Here is a 19,654-nt window from a genome sequence, read left to right as displayed (position 1 = left end):
GTGCGGCGGGTGTGAACTTTCATTCATCCGCCTTGCGAAGGCTGACACGCGTGCCGACAACGCCGATAGGAGGCGCGACGGCGTCGGTCGACGGAAGGAGGTGCCGACATGGGAACTTTCATGGCGTGGTGGGCGGGAGCGTCCATCGTCCTGTGCTCCGGCCTCACCGCGTGGGCGCTGCACCGGCTGCGCTGGTGATCCTCGCGGACCGCTGACGGCCGCCGTCCGAGTGGCTCGTGGTCAGACGATCAACGACGCGAGGAGGGCAAGGCCGCCCAGCGATGCGACGCAGGCCACGGCGAACAGCGCGAGCACCAGACGGGCGCCTCGCTGACCCCGGAGGTTGACCGACGGGATCGCCCGGCCGTCGGTGCGCTCGCGCGGCTCGTCGTCCGTCGGGGTCGGCGCGACCGGAGCAGGGGGCACCGGCCGCGGCCAGTAGACGTCGACTGCGCCAGGCCCGACGGCCTCGATCGCCGACTCGGGCAGCACCGGCGCCGGTGGGGGAGCGATGCCCCGCCGACGACCAGCCACACGCTCCTCCAGCAGGCTCGGCTTGCGCGCGACGGCGAGGGTCGCATCGTCCGCGGCAGGCTTGGGGCGCGCCCTTCGCACCACGAGCGTGTGGTCGGCTGGATCCGCGGCACCCGCCTGCGGGCGATCGACCTTCACCGTGTGCTCGTCCTCAGTCATCGGTGCTTCACCACCGTGTCCGCTGTCGTGTCCAGGCCCACATGGGACGTGTGCTCGGAGAGCAGATCGTCAGCACCGGCAAGCACATCGATCACGACGACGGTGATGTTGTCGCGGCCGCCGTGCTCCTTGGCGAGCGCCACGAGACGTTGCGCAGCATCCTCCGGCCGTCCGGTCATGGTGAGCACGGCGCGGATCGTCTCGTCGTCCACCTCGCCGTGCAGCCCGTCGGAGCACATCATCAAGCGCTCCCCGTTGACGACCGGCACCAGCCAGCTGTCGGCGAGGCTGTCGTCCGCTCCGATCGCGCGGGTGATCACGTTCCGCTGGGGGAAGGTCGCGAGGTCCGCCTCGGAGAGCTCGCCCGCGGCGACGAGCTCTCGCCCGAGCGAATGATCCGTGGTCAGCTGCTGCAGATGCGTGCCCAGATGACGGTAGACCCGTGAGTCGCCGACGTTGAACACCAGCCAGTGCGGGCGACCCTGATGGTCGGTGAGCACGGCGCCGGTCGCGGTGCTGCCCGCACCGATCGTGGTGCCCGCGGCGACCACGGCGACGCGATCGTCGGCGTCCAGCAGCGCGGCGTTCACCTCGTCGAACGTGCCGAACGCGGTACTGCTGAGCCGATCCTTGAACGCCGCGATGACCGCCGCGCTCGCACGGTCGCCGGCCTCGTAGCCGCCCATGCCGTCGGCCACGACGAATGCCGGGCCGTCGGCCATGAATGCGTCCTCGTTCTGTGCGCGCACCAGGCCGACGTCGGTCACAGCTGCGACGTTGAGGCTCACGGAGCCGATGGTCAGGGCTGTCATCAGCGGCCTTCCTCGAAGGTGAGGTGCATGCCGACCTCGCCGAGCACGAACCGGCCTTGGGCAGACGCGGTGGCGCCCGCGTCGAGCAGCGTCTCTGTGCCGTCGACGGCGACGAGCATGACGCCGTTGGTGGAGTTCAGGTCGGTGATGGTCCACTGACCGTCGGCCAGGTCGAGTCGGGCATGGACCTTGGATAAGGTGCGCGTCGAGTCCTGCAACGCGAGCGCCTGCACCGCAGGGTCGCTGGCGGTGGGCTTGCGTCCCAGCAGCACATGGTCGGCGGTGAGGGCCACGGGCGGGGCGTCGTCGACGACAAGCGTCCACCGTATTCTCGGCCGCCGGTCGACGACGACAGTGGAATCGTGGTCGTGGTCGTGGTCGTGGTCGTGGTCGTCGGTGGTCGGCGAGGTGGCAGGCGGTGCGGCCGGGTCGGGTGCCCACGGGAGGGGCGCGGACCGAGGCGCGGCGCCCGAGACTTCTGGGAGGGTCGGGAGCGCGGATGCCCAGGGGGCGGGCGGCGGCACCTCCGCGTCGTCGCTGCCCGGGATTGAGGTCGATGGCGTGCGGTCGTGCCACGCGAGGTCGCGCCATGCGAGGTCGGGCTCGGAGTCGTGGGTCTCGGCGGGTGGAGCGGCGCTCGTAGGCACAGTGGTGCTGGTGGGTGGTGCGGCGCTGGTGGGTGGAGGCGTGGGAGCGGCTGCAGGTGCGGCTGCAGGTGCGGACAGCGCGGTGGGAGCGAGCGGAGCGGGACGAGGGACAGGCGTGGCACGGTCGGCGGTCGGTGCGGTCGGCGTCGGAACGGATCCGGTCACGGGTCCCGGCGCGGGTGCGGTGGCGTCCCGGAGCAGGAGGGTGGCCCACAGCGGCGGGATCAGCACGCCCACCCACGTGAGGCCAGCGTGGCGGCCCATGCGGGTGGTGATGCGCTGGACGGACACGATCAGGATGACGAGCGCGTACAGGTTCACGACGGGGACGAACAGCAGCACCACCCGCCACGGAGGGAAGCCTCCCACCGACAGCAGCTCCGCGATGTTGACGAACGGCACCCAGCCGCGCCAACCGTCGCGTCCCCAGAGCGGGAACAGACGTGACAGGGCGAATCCGAGCCACACGTACAACCCGAGGGTGACGAGGGCCGACGCGGCGCTCGCGGCGAGCACCAGCATGTGGGTCGACTGCGCATCAGGGCTCGGCATGGGTCCTCCTTCCGGGGTGGGACAGCGCGGGCGTGCGGGGGAGTGCACGTGAGGCGCGGCGCGCGAACGACGCGGGGGTCATGGACGCACCGAGTCGACGCCAGATCGAGTGCTCGTGGGCGAGCGTCCGTCGTTCGACGTCGACAAGGTCCCAGACCGCGTCGCCGGCCGAGCGAGCGGGTGGATGCTCCGCGAACACGGCGTGGTCCACCATCGTGGCGACCACGGCCGCGGCGTCGCGCCCGAGCAGGTCCGCGAGCTCGCCGCGCGTCAGCCGTGCGGGGACCTCCACGCCCATGTCGACGTACGCGTCGACGAGCTCCTCCCACGCGCCCACCATCGCCACCTCGGCCACCGGATGGTGGCGGCGCCGCCGGCGACGCAGCCGCTTGGCCAACGGGAGGACGAGCAGCGGTGCGAGCAGCAGCACCGCACCGAGCGCGGCGGTGACGACGGTGACCACGATCGCAAGGGCCTTGGCGACGCCCGGATCGGTGCTCTGATCCTCAGGTGCCGCGTTCGATGCCTCGTCGCGCTGGACGGTGGGCGGCTCGATGACCTCGGACGACGGCGGATCGACCTGGGTCGCGTTCTTGGGCATGCTCTCGCCCTGGGTGATGCGCGTGGGGTTCTCCTGGAACTGCGGGGTGACGTCCAGCGGCACCCACTCGCCCGCCGCGGAGCGGACCTCGACCCAAGCGGTCACGTTGGCGCCGGTGCAGGTCGAGTCGCATGCAGGCACGCCGTCGGCGGGATCGGCCTCGCCCAGGCGCACGCCGACGACCACCCGGGACTCGAAGCCTAGGTAGCGCGCAAGGACGGCGGCGGCGGCCGAGAACTGCTCATCGTCGCCGACAGCGGACACCAGCACTGAGGCATCCGCGCCGGCGCCGGCACGCAGCTCCTGGTCGAGCAGCGTCTGGAAGAGCGTCTCCACCTTCGCCGACGTGTGCCCGGCGCGGACAGGCTCGAAGGTGTAGGCCGCCTTCGCCGAGAGGTCCGCGATCCAGGCTGTGGCGTCGTCCGCGCGCGCGGCGTGGCTCAGGTAGCCCCGTTCCCTCATCCGAGCGACGAGTTCCTCCAGGTCCGCACCGGTGCGGCCGAGGCCCTGCTGGTCCACCCACGCGGCGAGCGCCGGGTAGTCGTCGCCGGACACGGTCGCGTCACCGCCGGACGCTGCGGCGAACGCCGCGTCGTCGGTCACGGGGGTCGCCTCGATCTCGAGGGAGTCGCCCGCGGTGAGCCCGACTCCCTCACTCGCCCCATCGAGCGCGATGAGCGACGTGTCGAGGGCCGGGTCCGCGTAGTACGCGTCCGTCAGCGCATCGGCCCTGGTTCCGAGGAAGGTGGGGGCGCCGCCCGTCGCCGACGTCAACGGGACCCACACGCCGGTGAACGCGGGGCCGATGGTGACCGTGATGTCAGGCGACTGCGTCCCCGGCTGACGTGCGAAGCGCGCGGTGTCGCTCGCGACGTGGAACGTCTGCCCGTCGTACTCGTCGAGGGTCGTGAGCCGCAGCCGCTGGTTCTCGACAGCACCCGACACCGTGAGCAGCACCGCATCGAAGCTGCCGTCGGCGAACCAGCCGCGGTAGGTGGTCAGGGGGCTCGGCTGCGCAGCGATGACCTCCGGCGGCAGCACGTCCTCGCGCAGGGCGTGCCGGTCGCCGAGCGCAGCGGTCGCCGGTGCCAGCAGCACGGCGCCGACGAGCGCAGCCGCGACGAGGCCGGCCCCGGCCAGGCGACGCCGCGCCGCGAGCGCCAGGGAGGTGCCCGCCCTGCGCACCGTCGCGGTCTGGGAGCGTGCGATCCGCAGCGCGTCCGCCCGGTCGATGCGCGCGCGGGCGATCAGCCATGTCGACACCAGCGCGAGGGTGAGGCCGCCGATGAGCACCTGCGTGGGCGCCGGGACCTCGAGGGGGCCGACGTGGATCGGGGGTGCGGCGTCGCTCGAGCCGAAGACCGCGCCGAATGCGACCATCGCGACCATGGGCACCGCTGCGAGCGATGACGCGCGGCCGCGCACGAACGACACGGTGAGCGCCAGCCACGAGCAGAGCACGACGAGGGCGAGGAACGGGACGAGCAGCGTCTGGTAGCCGTCCACCGGGATCGCGATCGTGAGAAGGCGCTTCCAGTCGAGCACGACCGCCGCCACAGCGTCGCGCAGGCCCGAGGCGATGCGCGCGGGCGAGCCGAGCGCGGACGGCACGGCGGCTGGCACCACGACGACCAGGAACCCCAGGAATGCGAGCGCGGCGCTGGTCCAGGGGGACCAGGACCGCGCGCGTGCGAGCAGAGCCGCGCCTGCGCCGACCGCCAGGCCGACGGCAGCCACGATGACCGCCCTGCTGGTCCCGTAGATGGGCCAGGCCGACCACACGGCGAGCGCGACGCTCCCGGTGAGCACGGCGAGCGTCAGGGCCAGCTGCCTCGGGTTCCCGCGCGGCATCACACGCTCGCTCGCAACAGCAGGTGACCGAGGTCGTGCAGCATGCCGACCGTCGCCACACGGAGCTCGCGCGCGGTGCGCAGCGACGGCTCCGCGCCGACGTCGGCTCGCACCGCCATCACCTGGATGTCGGCGGGGAACGCCGCGGCGGCCTTGCGGAGGTCCGCCCACCCGCGCTGGGATCCCGTCGCGATGAACACGAGCGACAGCTCGGGGGCCTCCTGCAAGGTCATCGACGCGACGCGCTCCAGCGGCATGGCGAAGGGGCTGGAGCTCAGGTCGCTCATCGCGTCGAGCAGCGCGCGGGCCGACAGTGTGGGAAGGGTCTGGAGGGAGTGGACCTTGCCGACCTCGTGCTCGGCGAGCGGCGCGCTCGCGGACACGATGAGCTCGCGGCCGTCGCGGACCGCCTGGGATCCGAGCGATGCGGCGACGGACACCGCCATCTCGAACTCCTCGTCGGAGCCGTAGCGCGTGGAGTCCAGGTCGAGCACCACGGCGATCCGGGAGCGCCGCGTCTCCTCGTACTGCCGGACCATGAGCGTGCCGGTCTTCGCGGTCGACTTCCAGTGGACGTGGCGGCGGGAGTCGCCCGGCATGTAGTCGCGGATCGCGTGGAAGGACAGGTCGGAGTCGACGATGGTGCGGGTCACCTGACCCTCAAGGTCGCGGATCAGGCCCGCGCTCGTCGACGGGATCGTCGTGGTCGCCGGATGCACGAAGATCGTCTGCGTCCCCGGCCAGGTGTGGTCGCGGCGGAGGATGCCGAGCGGGTCGCCGCGCCCGATGGTCATGGGGCCGACGGAGATGATGCCCCGGTGCGCGGCGGACACGGTGAGCGTCTCGCTGTGGGATGCGGACGCCCGCAGCAGCGGCACGTGCGCCTCGACGAGTCCGTCGCCGACCGGGATGTCGAGCACCGACGGCAGCGACACCCTGGAGCCGTGGTTGCGCACCTCGAGCTGCGCCTTCACGTCGGCCCCTGCGACGACGCGTTCCCGCTCGAGCTCGAGTGAGACGTCGTACGTGTGGGAGCCGAGCAGGAAGGGCACGCAGACGAGCAGCAGCAGCAGGGCTCCGGTCGCGACGATCGCTCCTTCGGCCCACCCCCACATCAGCGCGGTCGCGACGCCCGCCGCTGCGGCGGCTGCGAGGAGCCAGCCGGCGGGGCTCACCGTCGCATCGACGGTCCGCCACCCGTGCGCGATCGACGCGAGGGTGCGCGACAGAGCGTCGCGGCCACGCTCGACCCCGGCGGCGAGGCCGGTGCGGTCGGTCGCGTAGCGCGTGACGGTCGCACCGCGCGTGTACGACGCGGTGCTGCGGTGGTTGCGCTGCTCGCTGCTGTCGGTCACCTCTGTCAGCCCGCTCCGTTCTCGGCGGGAGGCGGCACGTCGAGGATCACCTGGCCGATCACGTCGGTCGCGCTGACGCCGTCGAACTCCGCCTCGGGCTCGAGGATGAGCCTGTGCGACAGCGCGGGGATCGCGAGGTCCCGCACGTCGTCGGGGGTGGTGAAGGTGCGGCCGTGGGCGGCCGCCCAGGTCATGGCCAGGCGGGACAGCGAGATCGCCCCGCGCACGGACACGCCGAGGCGCACCTCCGACGCGCGCCGCGTGGCATCGACGAGCCGCATGATGTAGTCCGATACCAGGGGATTCACATACACCGTCCGGGCGATGGCGATCATCTCCATCATCCGCTCCGGCGTGACGACGGGGCTGACCTCCGGGCGTCCGGCGCCGACGTCCTGGAGGATCCGCAGCGTCGCGGCCTCGTCCGGGTAGCCGATCGAGGTCCTGATCATGAAGCGGTCCAGCTGGGCCTCCGGCAGCCGGTAGGTGCCTGCCTGCTCGACAGGGTTCTGGGTGGCGATCACCAGGAACGGCGCTCCGACGTGGCGGGTGACGCCGTCGACGGTGACGTTGCCCTCCTCCATGACCTCCAGGAGTGCGGACTGCGTCTTGGGGCTCGCACGGTTGATCTCGTCGGCCAGCACCACGTTCGCGAAGATCGGGCCCGCGTGGAACTCGAACTCGCCGCGCTTCTGGTCGTAGACCGTGATGCCGGTGACGTCGCCCGGCAGCAGGTCCGGCGTGAACTGCAGGCGCGACGATGATCCTTGGACCGTGTTCGCCAGCGCCCGCGCGAGGGCCGTCTTGCCTGTGCCTGGCACGTCCTCGAGGAGGACGTGGCCGGCGCTGAGCTGGGTGGCGAGCACCAGCTCGATGACGTGGCGCTTGCCCAGGATCGCCTGCTCGACGTTGTCGGCGAGCGCCGAGAACGTCTGCGCGTACCACTGCGCCTGATCGGGTGAGATCGTCATGGAGGTCCTTCCAGGAGGTGCGTGCGTCACGGGCTCGGGGAGACCGAGGGATCAGGGGTGGGCGTGGGGACCGGGCAGCGGTCGACCGCGTAGGTCAGCGAGGGCAGCGAGGCGAACGTGCCGGCGAACGTGACGACGTAGTTGTCGCCCGTCCCGTCGAGCGATCGGGTCGCGGCGCCGTTCGCCGCCGGCGTCACGGCGATCAGGTCGTCCAGGTTGTCGCCATCCGTGTAGCACTGGGTGGGGAAGGTGACCTGGACGGTCGTGGGGGGCGACGACGAGGCGGGCGTCACGGCGGCCGGGGCGCCGCACTTGTTCGGGTGCGTGTCCTCGCAGTAGACGGCCGTGATGGACTCCGTCGCGGCGGTGGAGAGCCGGAACTGCGTGGTGCGGGTGCCGCCGTTGTAGGAGTAGTAGATCGTGAAGCCCGGCTTCGGATCCCAGGTGGGAGCCGTGAACGACAGGAACGACGCGGTCGTGCCGCTCCATGCGGGCGTGGTGCCCACCGCATAGGTGGACGTCCCGGTCGGCGCCGACGGTGCGACCCACGTGAACACCGTCGACGGGGTGTCGACCCACGTGACGCCGTAGCCGTTCGATCCGCATGCTCGTACCTGGTAGTCCTGGTTCGCCACGAGTCCGGAGAGCGTCGGCGTGGCGGACGTGGCCTCGGCTCCCGTGACGACGGCGGTCCCGGTGGGGCTCATGGTGCACGCGGGCGTGCCCGAGCGCCAGGCCGCGTACACGACGCTGGTGGCCTGCGCGGAGTAGTTCGCCTGCACAGACGTGGGGCTGCCGACCGTGATGGTCGTGCCGGCGGCCTGCGCGTCCGCCGTGCTCGTCGTGAAGTAGGGGCTGCCGGCGACCACCACGTCCGCGCTCGCGGTCGCTCCCTGGCTCGACCCCGTGAGCGGGGGTGCGAACCTGCTGAGGGGGACCACCTGGATCGTCCGGTTGCCGACCGGGAGCACGAGCTGCGTGGTGGTGACCGTGCCCGTGCGGGTGACGGTCGCGGCCTGACCGACGATCTGGAAGCCGGCCACGTCGTCGTCCGCGGTGATCGAGAGCGCGACCGCGCCGTTCTGCTGGGTGGTCCTGGTCGCGTCGTAGACGGGGACCGCCGTCACGGCGTCCACGGTCGGCGCGTCGTAGGCCCACGTGGTGACGGCGGACGTGTCGAGCGACTCGCCCACGCTGTTCACCGCGCGGGCGGTGTACGTGTGCGGTGCGCCGTTCACGAGCCCGGACACCGTGCACGCATAGGTGGTGGGTCCGGCGGGCGCGCAGGCGGCGGCGACCTTCGTCCCGCCCTCGTACAGCGCCACGGTGTCGATCGCGGGGTGCGCCTGCGCCGCCGGACCGAGGTTCACGAGCATCGTCACCGACGAGGCCGTGTACGACTGCGTGACGATGCTCGAGGGTGTCTGCGGATAGCCGAGCACGTCGATCGTGAGCGTGCCCGTGCCGGTGCGGTTCTGCGCATCGGCCACCGTGAAGGTCACGGCGCACTCGCCGCCCGTGGGTCGAGGTCCGGACGGGTAGGTGACGGAGACCTGCGAGGCGTTCGCCATGCTCACGGTGGCGACGCTGCACTGGGCGGACGAGCCCGTGCCGACGCCGACGAGGGTGAGGCCCGCGTCGGGTGCTCCTGCGAACGGGTCGTGCTCTCCCGCGATCCCGACCACCGTCACCAGGCATGATCCCTGGCTGACGTCGCACTGGGTGCTGAAGTGGGCGCCCTCGGGGACCGCGGGCACGGCGGCCCCGACCACCAGCGTGATGGGAGCGCTGAGGCCCCCGTACGCAGGCGAGGTCACCTGGATCGTCTCGCGGGTGCCCGGTCGAGCGTTGGCACGCGCCTCGATGGTGACGGACGTGCCGGTCTGGGAGACGATGAACGACGATCCGCTGTAGGTGACGGTGAGCTGCAGCGACCCGACGTCGCCCACCCGCCCGCCCTCCCAGGAGAGCATCTGGCCCAGCAGGTCGATCTGCTCCGACGTCCCTGGTGCGACGGTCCTGCTCAACGCTCCGAGGATCGCCTGGGGGTCCTTCGGGACGATCGTGAACAAGACGGGGACGATCGTCCACGTCGTCTGGCCGGAGACGCGCACGGCCACCGAGCAGGTGTCGCTCCATGGCGCCTCGCGTCCCGCCGAATAGGTGATGGTGCCGTCACCGGACGCGGTGCAGGTCGCATTGGCGCGCTGCACGACGAAGCTCGCGTCCTGGCGCACCTCGATCGTGTCGCTCGGCGCCACGGCGAGCCTGTCCCGCAGCGCCACGTCGATGGACTGCTCCTCGCCCACCTCGATCGGGTCGAGACCTGTGGCGGCCTGCACCCGCATGTCGTCGAGCCCGGGGATGCGCAGGAATCCGTAGCCGACCGCCTCGTTGCCTGACGAGTCCACTCCGGTGAGCACGAAGGGCACGAGCGTCGTCGAGGCGGGAAGGGTGCCGCTGATCCGCCAGCCGTCGACGCTGAAGCCTGCGGGCGCTCCGTCCCAGAGGCTCAGCGTGAGGTCGGAGACGGCGCCGGTGGCCCAGGTCACGTGGTCCGTCACCACGTCGATGCCGTCCGTCTCGAGCGCGGTGCGGGTCTCGAGCGTGATGATCGAGTCGCTGACCTGGATCGAGTCGGGTGCCGGGGAGTCGGACACGTCGACCACGATCATGCCCTCGGCGGTGCTGAAGGATGCCTGCGACTCGACGGTGTAGATGTACGACTGCACGCCCTCCACGTCGCCGGGAAGGAGCGATACGACTCCTGCGGCCAGGTCGGTGCCTTCGCCGATCAGGGACTCCAGGCGGTCGTACTCGGCGGTGCCCTCCACCGCGTTGGGTCGCAGGCTCGCGATCTTCAGAGCGCCCTGGAGCGGGTCGCGGTCGTTGGTGAGCGGCAGCACGGTGACCGCTGCGTCGGACCCGAGCTCCACGCCCACGTTGTCGCTGTACGTCACGGGCGCGACGTCGGACAGCTCTCCGGTGAGCACTCCGACTCGGACGGTGGCGGTGCCGGTCGCGCCGGCGGCGTCGCGCACGGTGTAGGTGAAGCTCACCTGGCCGCCGTCGACCCCGGTGGCAGGTGCCCGGTACACGATGGTGCGGCCCGAGGGCCCGATCGTCGCCACACCGGCACCGCCTACCGGTTGGGACACCTCGGCGAGCGTCACCACGTCCCCGTCGGGGTCGATCCCGGCGGTGTCGATCGTGAGGGTGACTGAGCGACCGGCGAGCACGCGCGCGTCCTGGTCGCGCGGTCGCGGTGCGGAGTTCGCGCCCGCGGGCAGGACGGTGATGGTGACGGTGGCGCTGTCGAGCCGGGTGGGGTCGCTCTCGAGGTACGTCGAGTAGAGGACGGTGTAGACGCCCGGCGTGGTGGGCGCGACGTAGCGCAGCATGGTGCCTGACGTGAACGCGAGCTCCCCGACGGCGCCCGAGCCGACGACGTCGGGGTGGAGCATGATCCGTTCGCCGCGCGGGGTGACGTCGTTCGCGAGCACCGGGATGTCGACCTGCGCTCCGGCGCGCACGGTCACGGCGTCGGGTGCCGCGATCGGGCCGATGCCGTGGGTCGCAGGCAGCAGGATCACCGTGAGCTGGGTCCGCACCGCTGCGCCGGTGCCGTCGGCGATGACGATGTCGGCGACGCCCAGCGTGCCGACGGCCTCGGTCCGGGTGGTGGCGCTGACGCGCACGTACGTCTGGTCGACGACGCTGACGCTCAGCGCGGGATCGTCGGTGGAGGCCTCCTGGACCATCAGCACCCGCTGGCCTGCTCCGGACACGGCGCCTAGCACGTCGACGGTGGTGTCCTCTCCCGCCCTCACGAACGCGGTGAGGGGTGCGGCGGTGAGGGCCCGCGCGGAGTCGTCGACGGTCACGCGGAGCACGGCGGTCTGCCGTGCGGAGGTCACGGTGTCCTCGACCGTGTACGTCGCCGTGTAGTCGCCGGCGGTGGCGCTGGACACCGCGATCGTGCCCTCGGTGGCGCTGGGGAGCACCGAGAGCGTGTCGCTGAGACCGGTGGACGGTGCGGCGTCCACCAGGCGATACGAGCCTGAGCCTCCCGTGACGATGTCGTCGATCGAGACGGACCGCGTCTCGCCGACGCCGACGGTGACCGCCGTGGGCTGCGCCACGAGCGCAGGAGAGGAGGTCACGCGCAGTTCGAGGGTCTGCTGGGCGGTCGCGCCGCGCGCGTCGGCGACCGTGACGGTGATGGGGATGACGGCGTCGCCCGCGTTCGCATCGAGGTGGCGGATGGCGACGCGCCCGTCGGCGGTGGGGACCGCGGTGATCGGCGCGGTCGGGTCGTCGACGGTGGCGTCCTCGAGCACGATCGGGTCGCCTTCGGGGTCCACCCAGCCGGCCAGCACGTCGACCGCGACGTAGCCGCCGGGGGACACCTGCGGCGTGGGCCAGGTGAGCACGCAGCCCGCGCTGCCGCACCATTCCGGCGCTGACTGCGTGGAGTCGTCCATGACGGTCAGGGTCACGGTCGCAGGCTCGGAGGTGGCCATGCCGTCGGTGACCGTGTAGGTGAAGGATGCCGTGCCGGCGGTCGCGGCGACGCGGATCACCGCCTCCTGGTCGTCCGACACGAGCCCCACGTCGCCGAAGGAGGGGTCCATGCCGCTGATCGACGACGGGACGATCGTCAGCACGTCCTTGCTGTTGGGGTCGTGGTCGTTCAGCAGCAGGGGGAGCGACACGACGGCGCCGGCGCGCACGCCGAACGCGTCGTCCTCCGCCACGGGCGGCTGCTGCTCCACCACGTCCTCGACCTGGACGGTGCCCTCCTCCTGGTCGCTCTCCGACAGCGCGTTCCATTCGTCGAGCGGCAGCAGCGTGCCGTCCGGCACCAGCCACACCATCCCTGTCGCGGTCTCGGTCAGCACCACCCTGTCCCCGTTCGAACGGAACGCGAGCGCGAGGCTCCGCGTCTCGTCCAGGTTGGAGGTGTCGACCGTCAGGGGGACCGTCTGCGCATCATCGCTCGACCACAAGGTGCCAGAGGTCAGCGTCACCCACGCGGCGTGCGCGATGCCGTCGACCACCACCGGCGCCGCCGGGGTGCCGCTTGAGGAGACGAGCCGTGTGACGCCGCCGTCGGCGAGGCTGATCGACAGGAGGCCCGCAGTGTCGGCGAGCAGGACGTCGGCGCGCGACGAAGGCCCGTCCTGCAGCACCGCCCCGCTGGCGGCGCCCGTGGACACGGGGGCGCTCAACCCCTCGATCCAGACCCGCAGGTCCGCGGCCGACGAGAGCACCCATCTGCCGGCGACGACCGCCATCTGCACCGACGAGTCCGCCGCGGGCGGCTCCGGGACCGTCTGCACGGTGGAGTCGAAGGCGCCTCTGTCGATGTCGTACGTGCGCACGGCGCCCTCGGCGGCCGAGTACATCGCGACGGTGCCGTCGTCGCCGAGCGCGACCGCGTCCGCGACGTAGGTCGCCTGATCCGCGTCGTCAGTGGCCGGGAGGCCTGCGTACGGATCCAGCTGGTACGGGTTCGACGAGGCGCCGTCGTCGTCCGGGAGCGTCCCTAGGTACACCTCGCCGGTCGATGTGAGGTAGGCGATCGTGTCGCCTGCCGTCTGCACGGTCTCGGTGCCTGCGGGGATGCTCGCGGCGACCCCGCTCCCGCCGGTCGTCGCCGAGTCGACCAGGTCGGCCGGGGTCGCGCCCGTCAAGGCCCACGCCTGCCCGTAGGCCTGCGTGAAGACGATGCCGCGGGAGCCTGACTGGACCACCGTGGAGGGGTCCGACACGGACTTCACCGTCTCGAACTCGCCCAGGTCGGTGTTGACGCGCGCGTACTGGCCGTCGTCCCTGGTGACCCAGACCGAGGTCTCCACCTGGTCCGTCTCATGCACGTCGTAGCCGGGGGAGACCACCGCGGCGACGGCTACCGAGGCCACCACGACCGCGACGGCGCTGAGCCGGAGGACCGGTCCGATCCGCCGTCCGCTGGCGCGGGCAGCCACCATCACAGCACCGCTGCCAGGATCGCGACGAGCGCGACCGCGGCCGCTCCGATGCCGACGCCCAGGAGGACCGGTCGACGTCCGGAGGGGCCTCCGGCACGATCCTCCTGCGCCATCTCTCTGCGCCGCTGCGACGACGCGAGGTGCTGCGCACGCGCCGCACGCCGCGACTCGCTGTTGACCGTCGAGATCACCGGCGTGCGCGCAGGCGACGCGTCGGAAGGCGCCGCCGCCGAGGCCCACTCCGGGGCCGCGACCTCGAGAGCGGTGGGCGGGAGACCGAGCTCGTACTGCGCCCAGCGCAGCTCCTCGGCGAGCGCGAGCATCGACCCGAACCGTGCTGCCGGATCCTTCGCGAGCGACTTCTCGAGCGCAGCGGCGAACCGGTCGCCCAGATCGTCGCGACCCGTGGGAACGTACCGGCCCTTGAGGATCCTGTCCTCGTGCTGCCTGCGCCCGATCCGCTCGCCACCGGGCGGCTCGAACGGTGCTCGGCCGGCCACGAGCGTGTACAGGGTGGCGCCCAGGCTCCACACCTCTGACTGCACGGTCCCCGTGACGTCGCCTCGCACTACCTCGGGTGCGCTCCACGGCAGGGACAGGGCGATCGTCTCGGTCGCGTCGTCGGCGAGCGCCACGGCCGACGCGATGCCGAAGTCGGCGAGGACGGGCGAGCCGAGCGACGTGACAAGGACGTTCGACGGCTTGATGTCACGGTGCAGCACGCCGCTGCGATGCGCCGTCTCGAGCGCTGCGGCCATGCGCACGCCGGTGTCGAGCGCACGCTCCACCCCGAGCGGCGTCACGCGCATCCGCGCGCCGAGCGTGTCCGGGCAGTACTCCATCACGAAGTAGGGGCGCCCGTCCGAGGAGATGCTCGCCTGGTGGATGGTCACGATCGAGGGGTGGCTGCTGAGCCGGGCGAGGATGTCCGCCTCGGCGGTGAAGGCCGACAGCACCTTCGGGTTGATCGCATCATCGATGAGCACCTTCACGGCGACGACGCGTCGCGGCATGTCCTGCTCGTACAGGAAGACGTCGGCGAACCCTCCCGCGCCCAGGGGCCTGATGTAGCTGTAGCCCGGCAGCACCGGTGGCGCTGCTGTCGTGCGTCGGGGCACCTGTTCCTGCCTTCCCCTCGTCGGCGCGGGCGCGCCTTGCGGCACCCCGCGAGTTCCCTCGAGCTCAGCGGCGTCTCGCGACGCTGATGAGGAATCCCTCGCCGAGGTCGAGGGTATCTCCTGGCTCAAGTGTCGCATCCCGTCCTTCGTGCAGGAGTCGGGCCGGCGCGTCGGCCTTGCGCATGATCGTGCCGTTGGTCGAATCGAGGTCGCGCGCATGGAGCGTGTCCGCGACGACCGTCAGCTCGAGATGCCTGCCCGAGATCTCGCGGTGGGGCGAGGGCGCCTCGAGGTAGGCGGCGCCGGTGTCCTGTGCGTCGGCCCCGTCAGCGCTCCATGGGCGCCGTCCGACGACCAGTCGAGGCGAGGCCTCGAGCTCGCTGCCGTCGGCCAACGTGAGCACCCAGCCGCTGTCGTCACCGTCCGGCGGTCCGGACGATGCTGCCTTGCTCGCGCGGTCCGGCGTCGGCGGTGCGTCGTCGAGCGTCGTGCACACGGCCGAGGCGGGGCATGCGCCGTCGCGCAGGGGAAGGCGGTGCGGCGACTCGTCGGCGGGGTCGAGCGCGAAGCGGAGCGTGGCGAGGTCGTCGACCTCGCTGACGACGCAGGTCGCATCGGCAGGCCAGGCGAAGCGGGTCGTGGCCGAGGCGCCCAGGTCCACGGTGAGGTCGCCGCGCAGGGCGATCCTGACCGGTGCGGTGTCGACGCGTGCGATCGCGAAGCGTGCGCTCGGCTCGGCGGTGGCGAGCATCGCCGCGGCCTGCTCGATCGTGGCGGCGCCGCCCGTGAGGGAACGGTGCAGCCGTGAGACCAGATCGGTGCGTGCCCCGACGTCGACGAGTGCGACGTACCCGCCCGTGACGACCGCGCATCCGGTGTCACCTGCTCGGGCCGGGGCGAACTCGATCATGGCGCACACGATAGCGGCCGGCCCGTGCGCTCGGGAGGGGGTTGTGAGGGACTCGACGGGCCGGGGGTAGCGTGGCGTCCATGTCCGCTGTCACCGTTCCCGTCCCCCTGCGCTGGTCCGACTGCGACGCCTACGGTCACGTCAACAACGTGGCGATCGTGGGCCTCCTCGAGGAGGCCCGCGTGCGTGCGCTGTGGGACGACGACGATCCGATCATGCCGCCGCTCGGTGCCGGGTCCGCCGTGTGGGTCCTGGTCGCGGACGTGTCGGTCAGGTACAGGCGGACGATCGACCACCGTGTGGCGCCGATCGACGCGGAGGTGTCCGTGTCCCGGTGCGTGGGCGCGAGCTTCGTCCTGGACTACCGGCTGCTCGTCGATGGGATCGTCTGCGTGGAGGCGTCGACGACGATGGCGATGGTGGACGGCGCGACGGGGCGCCCGACGCGCCTCACCCCGGAGCAGCGGGAGCGGCTCCTCGCCCTCGCGCCCGACGCGGACTGAGCCCGTTCAGCCGAGCGCGCGCAGCCGCGGTGCGAGGTCGCGCTCGAACAGGTCCATGAAGCGCCGCTGGTCGTGGCCGGGGGCGTGGAACACGAGGTGCGTGAAGCCCATCTCGACGTACTCGCCGATCCTCGCGGCGACCTCGTCGGGATCGGTGCCCACGATCCAGCGGGAGGCGATCGTCTCGAGCGGCAGCGCGTCGGCGGCCTTCTCCATCTCCATGGGGTCGGTGATGTCGTGCTTGGCCTCGGCGGGCAGCGACAGCGGCGACCAGAAGCGGGTGTTGTCGTACGCCGCCTCCTCGGACTCCTCGTAGGAGAGCTTGATCTCGATCATCCGGTCCACGCTCGCGGGATCCTTCCCCGCGGCGGCGGCGCCTTCGGCGACGGCGGGGAGCAGCTTGTCGACGTAGAGCTCGCGGCCCTTGCCCGAGGTGCAGATGAACCCGTCGCCCGCGCGGCCCGCGTACTTGGCGACGGTGGGGCCGCCTGCGGCGATGTAGATCGGGATGCCGCCGTCGGGCCTGTCGTAGATCGACGCGTCGTGCGTGGAGAAGTACTCGCCGTCGAAGGTGACGCGCTCGCCTGCCCAGAGCGCCCGCATGAGCCGGATCGACTCGCGCAGGCGGGCGAACCGCTCCTTGAACTCGGGCCAGGGCTGGTCTCCTGCGCCGGCCCAGCCGGTGGCGACCTCGTTGAGCGCCTCGCCGGAGCCGACGCCCAGCCAGATGCGGTCGGGGTTCAGCATGCCCAGGGTCGCGAACACCTGCGCGAGCACTGCCGGGTTGTAACGGAACGTGGGGGTGAGCACGGAGGTGCCGAGCGTGATGGTGGAGGTCCGCTCGCCCGCGGCGGCGAGCCATGAGAGCGAGTGGGGGGCGTGCCCGCCGGTGTGCCTCCAGGGCTGGAAGTGGTCGCTGATCGCAGCGGACTCGAAGCCGTGACGCTCGGCCTCGACGGCGAGCTCCACGAGCTCGCGCGGCCCGAACTGCTCGGCCGAGGCCTTGTATCCGAGGGTGAGCGTCATTCCTTCTCCTTGTCCGCGCCGGTGGGGCCGGCGTCGTCTCGTGCGGCGAGTCCCGCGGCGTAGCCCTCGGCGTACGCCTCGCGGTGGCCTTGTCTGAACATGTCGGTCTCGGGGGAGCGGACGATGCTCCGCGCGCCTGGCAGGTCCAACGCGCCGACGGCGTGACCCATGCCGCGCACGATCGCGAATGGCCTTCCGCCCGCCTTGCCCTTGACCAGGTCGGCCGCGCCGGCGATCTCGTCCGCCAGGCAGGGTCGCGTGGCGACGAGCGTGCGTCCCTGCGCGTCGGTGGTGCCTGCGAGCTCGGCGAAGACGGTGACGCCTGCGGCGCCGATCGCCACGTCGGTCTGGCCGTTGCGCCAGGCGCGTCCCAGGGTGTCGGTGACGATCACGCCGATCTGCGCGCCGGTCGCCGAGCGCAGGGTGGTGGCGAGCGTCCTGGCCGACGCGTCGGGATCCTCAGGGAGCAGGAGCACCGTCCCCGGCTCGGTGTTGGAGGCGTCGACGCCGGCGGCGGCGCACACCATCCCCAGCCGGTTCTCGACGATCAGCGTGGCGCCGTCGTCATGCGCGTGGGGGATCGATGCGACCACGCGGACGGTCTCGGCCTGGATGGCCGCCTCCCGGGTCTCGGCCGCGACGATCCTGCCCTCGGCCTTGGACACGACCTTGGACGTGACGACCACGACGTCTCCGTCGCGCAGCGGCTCCCCGCCGTCGAGGGCCGTGAGGAGGAGCGCGGCGAGGTCGTCGCCGGGACGGACCTCGGGCAAAGGTCCAGGCGCCCAGATGGTGAGCGTCGCGTCGGTCCTGGGGGACTGTCGGTCCGGCACGGGCTGAGGCCGGCCGAGGTGCAGGGGCGTCATGATCCGCTCACAGTACGCGGGTCAGGTTACGGGGATGTTGTGGCGCGAAGCGGTCCGGTGATCCTCGCGTGCACGCGACGGCTGGCGGGGCGCAGGCCGAGCGCGACGGCGCGCTCGAGGTCGTCGATCGTGTCCACGTCGGCGCGGATCCGTGCGGGCGCGCGCTCCGCGAGCGACGCATAACCCGCCGCGAGGTGGCGCGCGAACGAGCCGGTGCCGAACGCGGGCCGGTGCGCGATCCCCGCGCTCGCGGTGAGCAGGGTCGTGCCGGTTCCTGCGGCGTCGGGCACGACGCCGAGCGGCACCGAGGCTGCGGCGCTGAGCGTGACGTCGAGCGAGTCGCCGTCGAGCGCGGGAAGGTCGCCCAGCAGCACCGCGCGGGGCGCCGCGACGGGGCACGACGCGAGGCCTGCGAGGATCGCGCCGGCCAGGGACGCGGGCGCGCTCTCGGTGAGCACGCGTGCACCCATCTGCTCGAACACGGTGCGTGCGGCCTCCGCCGTCACGACCACGACCTCCGCCGCGAGCCTCGACTCGAGCGCGGCATGGACCGTGTCGCGCGCGAAGGCGCGTGCCAGGCGCTCGCGGTCCTCGTCCGGCAGCGCGAGCCTGCTCTTGGACGGCGCGGTGCCGCGCACGGGGATGACGATCCGCCACTGCTGCGCGGTTCCGGGGCCAGGCATACTCGTCAGTCTAGGGAGCCGACGGGACGCGTCGGTCCGCGGTCAGGAGGGCCCAGGTGAAGGACGTCGTCGTGCTGTCGGGCGGGGTGGGGGGTGCGCGGTTCACCCGCGCGCTGAGGGACGCTGCCGCGGGTCAGGGCATGAGGATCCGTGTGATCGTGAACACCGCCGACGACATGTGGATGGCGGGGCTGAGGATCTGCCCGGATCTGGACTCCGTGACGTACACGCTGGCCGGCGTCAACGACGAGCAGCGTGGCTGGGGCCGGATCGGGGAGACAGAGAGGGTGTCGGCGGAACTGCACGCGTGGGGCATCGGCTGGCCCTGGTTCACGCTGGGCGACCTCGACCTGGGGATGCACATCGCGCGCACCTCCCTGCTGCGCGAGGGGGCGCCGCTGTCGGAGGCGGTCGCGCGGCTGACCTCGCGCTGGGATCTGGGCGCGGAGCTGATGCCGATGACCGACGACGAGGTCGAGACCCACGTCGTCACGGGCGAGGGCACGATGCACTTCCAGGAATGGTGGACCCGGCATCGCGCGAAGCTGCCTGCGCTGGGGTTCGACATCCGCGGGGCCGCGGAGGCGGTCCCTGCGCCCGGCGTCGTCGAGGCCGTCCTCGAGGCTGACGCGGTGCTGTTCGCGCCGTCCAACCCGGTCGTGTCGATCGGTCCGATTCTGTCGGTCCCGGGGATCCGCGAGGCGCTCGCGTCCACGTCGGCTCCGGTCGTCGGCGTCTCGCCGATCATCGGCGGCTCCGTCGTGAGGGGCATGGCCGACGCGTGCCTCACGGCGGTCGGCACGGCGACCGATGCCGCGGCGGTGGCGCGGCGCTACGGCGCCCGATCGGACGGCGGCGTCCTCGATGGATGGCTCGTGGACCTGGTCGACGCGCACGAGGTGGGGGAGCTCGCGACGCGGGGGATCACGGCCAGGGCGGTCCCGCTGTGGATGACGGAGGCGGAGGCCGCGCAGACGCTGGCGCGCGACGCGCTCGCGCTGGCGGGGAGCCTCTAGCTCGTCGCGGGGCGGCGCGCTCGCGGCGGCGGCGCGTGATGGACACATGTGCGCCAG

At 72.1% G+C, this 19,654-nt stretch carries 14 protein-coding genes; 2 read left to right on the top strand and 12 right to left on the bottom strand.

What is annotated here, in order from left to right; genetic code table 11:
* Window positions 1-240: 240 nt before the first annotated feature.
* From RN607_RS12045 to RN607_RS12005, 9 genes are all read right to left on the bottom strand, one after another.
* Window positions 241-693 carry a hypothetical protein gene (locus tag RN607_RS12045; protein ID WP_313542826.1) on the bottom strand — a complete coding sequence of 151 codons (453 nt, stop codon included), beginning with the start codon at window positions 691-693 and terminating at the stop codon, window positions 241-243.
* The gene (locus tag RN607_RS12040) at window positions 690-1,505 is read right to left on the bottom strand and encodes a PP2C family protein-serine/threonine phosphatase (protein ID WP_313542825.1); all 816 of its coding nucleotides are present in this window, start codon (window positions 1,503-1,505) and stop codon (window positions 690-692) included. The genes RN607_RS12045 and RN607_RS12040 overlap by 4 nt, the downstream gene beginning before the upstream one ends.
* Window positions 1,505-2,704, bottom strand: a complete 1,200-nt coding sequence (locus RN607_RS12035; protein ID WP_313542822.1) for a DUF5684 domain-containing protein — start codon at window positions 2,702-2,704, stop codon at window positions 1,505-1,507. The genes RN607_RS12040 and RN607_RS12035 overlap by 1 nt, the downstream gene beginning before the upstream one ends.
* Window positions 2,691-5,156, bottom strand: a complete 2,466-nt coding sequence (locus RN607_RS12030) for a transglutaminase family protein (RefSeq protein WP_313542820.1) — start codon at window positions 5,154-5,156, stop codon at window positions 2,691-2,693. Before RN607_RS12030 ends, RN607_RS12035 begins: the two co-directional genes overlap by 14 nt.
* Entirely contained in the window at window positions 5,156-6,511 is a 1,356-nt protein-coding gene (locus RN607_RS12025) for a DUF58 domain-containing protein (RefSeq protein ID WP_313542818.1), read from the bottom strand. Before RN607_RS12025 ends, RN607_RS12030 begins: the two co-directional genes overlap by 1 nt.
* Before the next feature lie 5 nt (window positions 6,512-6,516).
* Window positions 6,517-7,482, bottom strand: a complete 966-nt coding sequence (locus tag RN607_RS12020; RefSeq protein WP_313542816.1) for an AAA family ATPase — start codon at window positions 7,480-7,482, stop codon at window positions 6,517-6,519.
* 26 nt (window positions 7,483-7,508) lie between these two features.
* Window positions 7,509-13,475 carry an Ig-like domain-containing protein gene (locus RN607_RS12015; protein ID WP_313542814.1) on the bottom strand — a complete coding sequence of 1,989 codons (5,967 nt, stop codon included), beginning with the start codon at window positions 13,473-13,475 and terminating at the stop codon, window positions 7,509-7,511.
* On the bottom strand, window positions 13,475-14,593 hold the full coding sequence (locus RN607_RS12010; RefSeq protein ID WP_313542812.1) for a serine/threonine-protein kinase: 1,119 nt from the start codon (window positions 14,591-14,593) through the stop codon (window positions 13,475-13,477). Before RN607_RS12010 ends, RN607_RS12015 begins: the two co-directional genes overlap by 1 nt.
* A gap of 64 nt (window positions 14,594-14,657) precedes the next feature.
* Entirely contained in the window at window positions 14,658-15,503 is an 846-nt protein-coding gene (locus RN607_RS12005; RefSeq protein ID WP_313497509.1) for an FHA domain-containing protein, read from the bottom strand.
* A gap of 80 nt (window positions 15,504-15,583) precedes the next feature.
* Between RN607_RS12005 and RN607_RS12000 the strand changes: the two genes are divergently transcribed.
* On the top strand, window positions 15,584-16,006 hold the full coding sequence (locus tag RN607_RS12000) for an acyl-CoA thioesterase (protein ID WP_313542810.1): 423 nt from the start codon (window positions 15,584-15,586) through the stop codon (window positions 16,004-16,006).
* 6 nt (window positions 16,007-16,012) lie between these two features.
* On the opposite strand, the gene fgd is transcribed toward RN607_RS12000, so the two are convergent.
* Genes fgd through cofC form a run of 3 tightly spaced genes read right to left on the bottom strand, consistent with a single transcriptional unit; the run spans window position 16,013 to window position 18,581 of the window.
* A complete protein-coding gene (gene fgd, locus RN607_RS11995) occupies window positions 16,013-17,032 on the bottom strand; it encodes a glucose-6-phosphate dehydrogenase (coenzyme-F420) (protein ID WP_313542809.1) in 1,020 nt (339 codons plus the stop codon).
* On the bottom strand, window positions 17,029-17,898 hold the full coding sequence (gene cofE, locus RN607_RS11990; RefSeq protein WP_313542807.1) for a coenzyme F420-0:L-glutamate ligase: 870 nt from the start codon (window positions 17,896-17,898) through the stop codon (window positions 17,029-17,031). Before cofE ends, fgd begins: the two co-directional genes overlap by 4 nt.
* A gap of 26 nt (window positions 17,899-17,924) precedes the next feature.
* Window positions 17,925-18,581 (bottom strand): 2-phospho-L-lactate guanylyltransferase, encoded by a 657-nt coding sequence (gene cofC / locus RN607_RS11985; protein WP_313542805.1) that lies wholly within the window; start codon window positions 18,579-18,581, stop codon window positions 17,925-17,927.
* Between the two features lie 56 nt (window positions 18,582-18,637).
* On the opposite strand from cofC, the gene cofD reads away from it, so the two are divergent.
* The gene (gene cofD, locus RN607_RS11980; RefSeq protein WP_313542803.1) at window positions 18,638-19,597 is read left to right on the top strand and encodes a 2-phospho-L-lactate transferase; all 960 of its coding nucleotides are present in this window, start codon (window positions 18,638-18,640) and stop codon (window positions 19,595-19,597) included.
* Window positions 19,598-19,654: the final 57 nt, after the last annotated feature.

This window comes from Demequina capsici (assembly GCF_032102965.1).
GTDB lineage: Bacteria > Actinomycetota > Actinomycetes > Actinomycetales > Demequinaceae > Demequina > Demequina capsici.
Note: the sequence above shows the minus strand (reverse complement) of the source record. Positions and strands in the feature narration are given on the sequence as shown.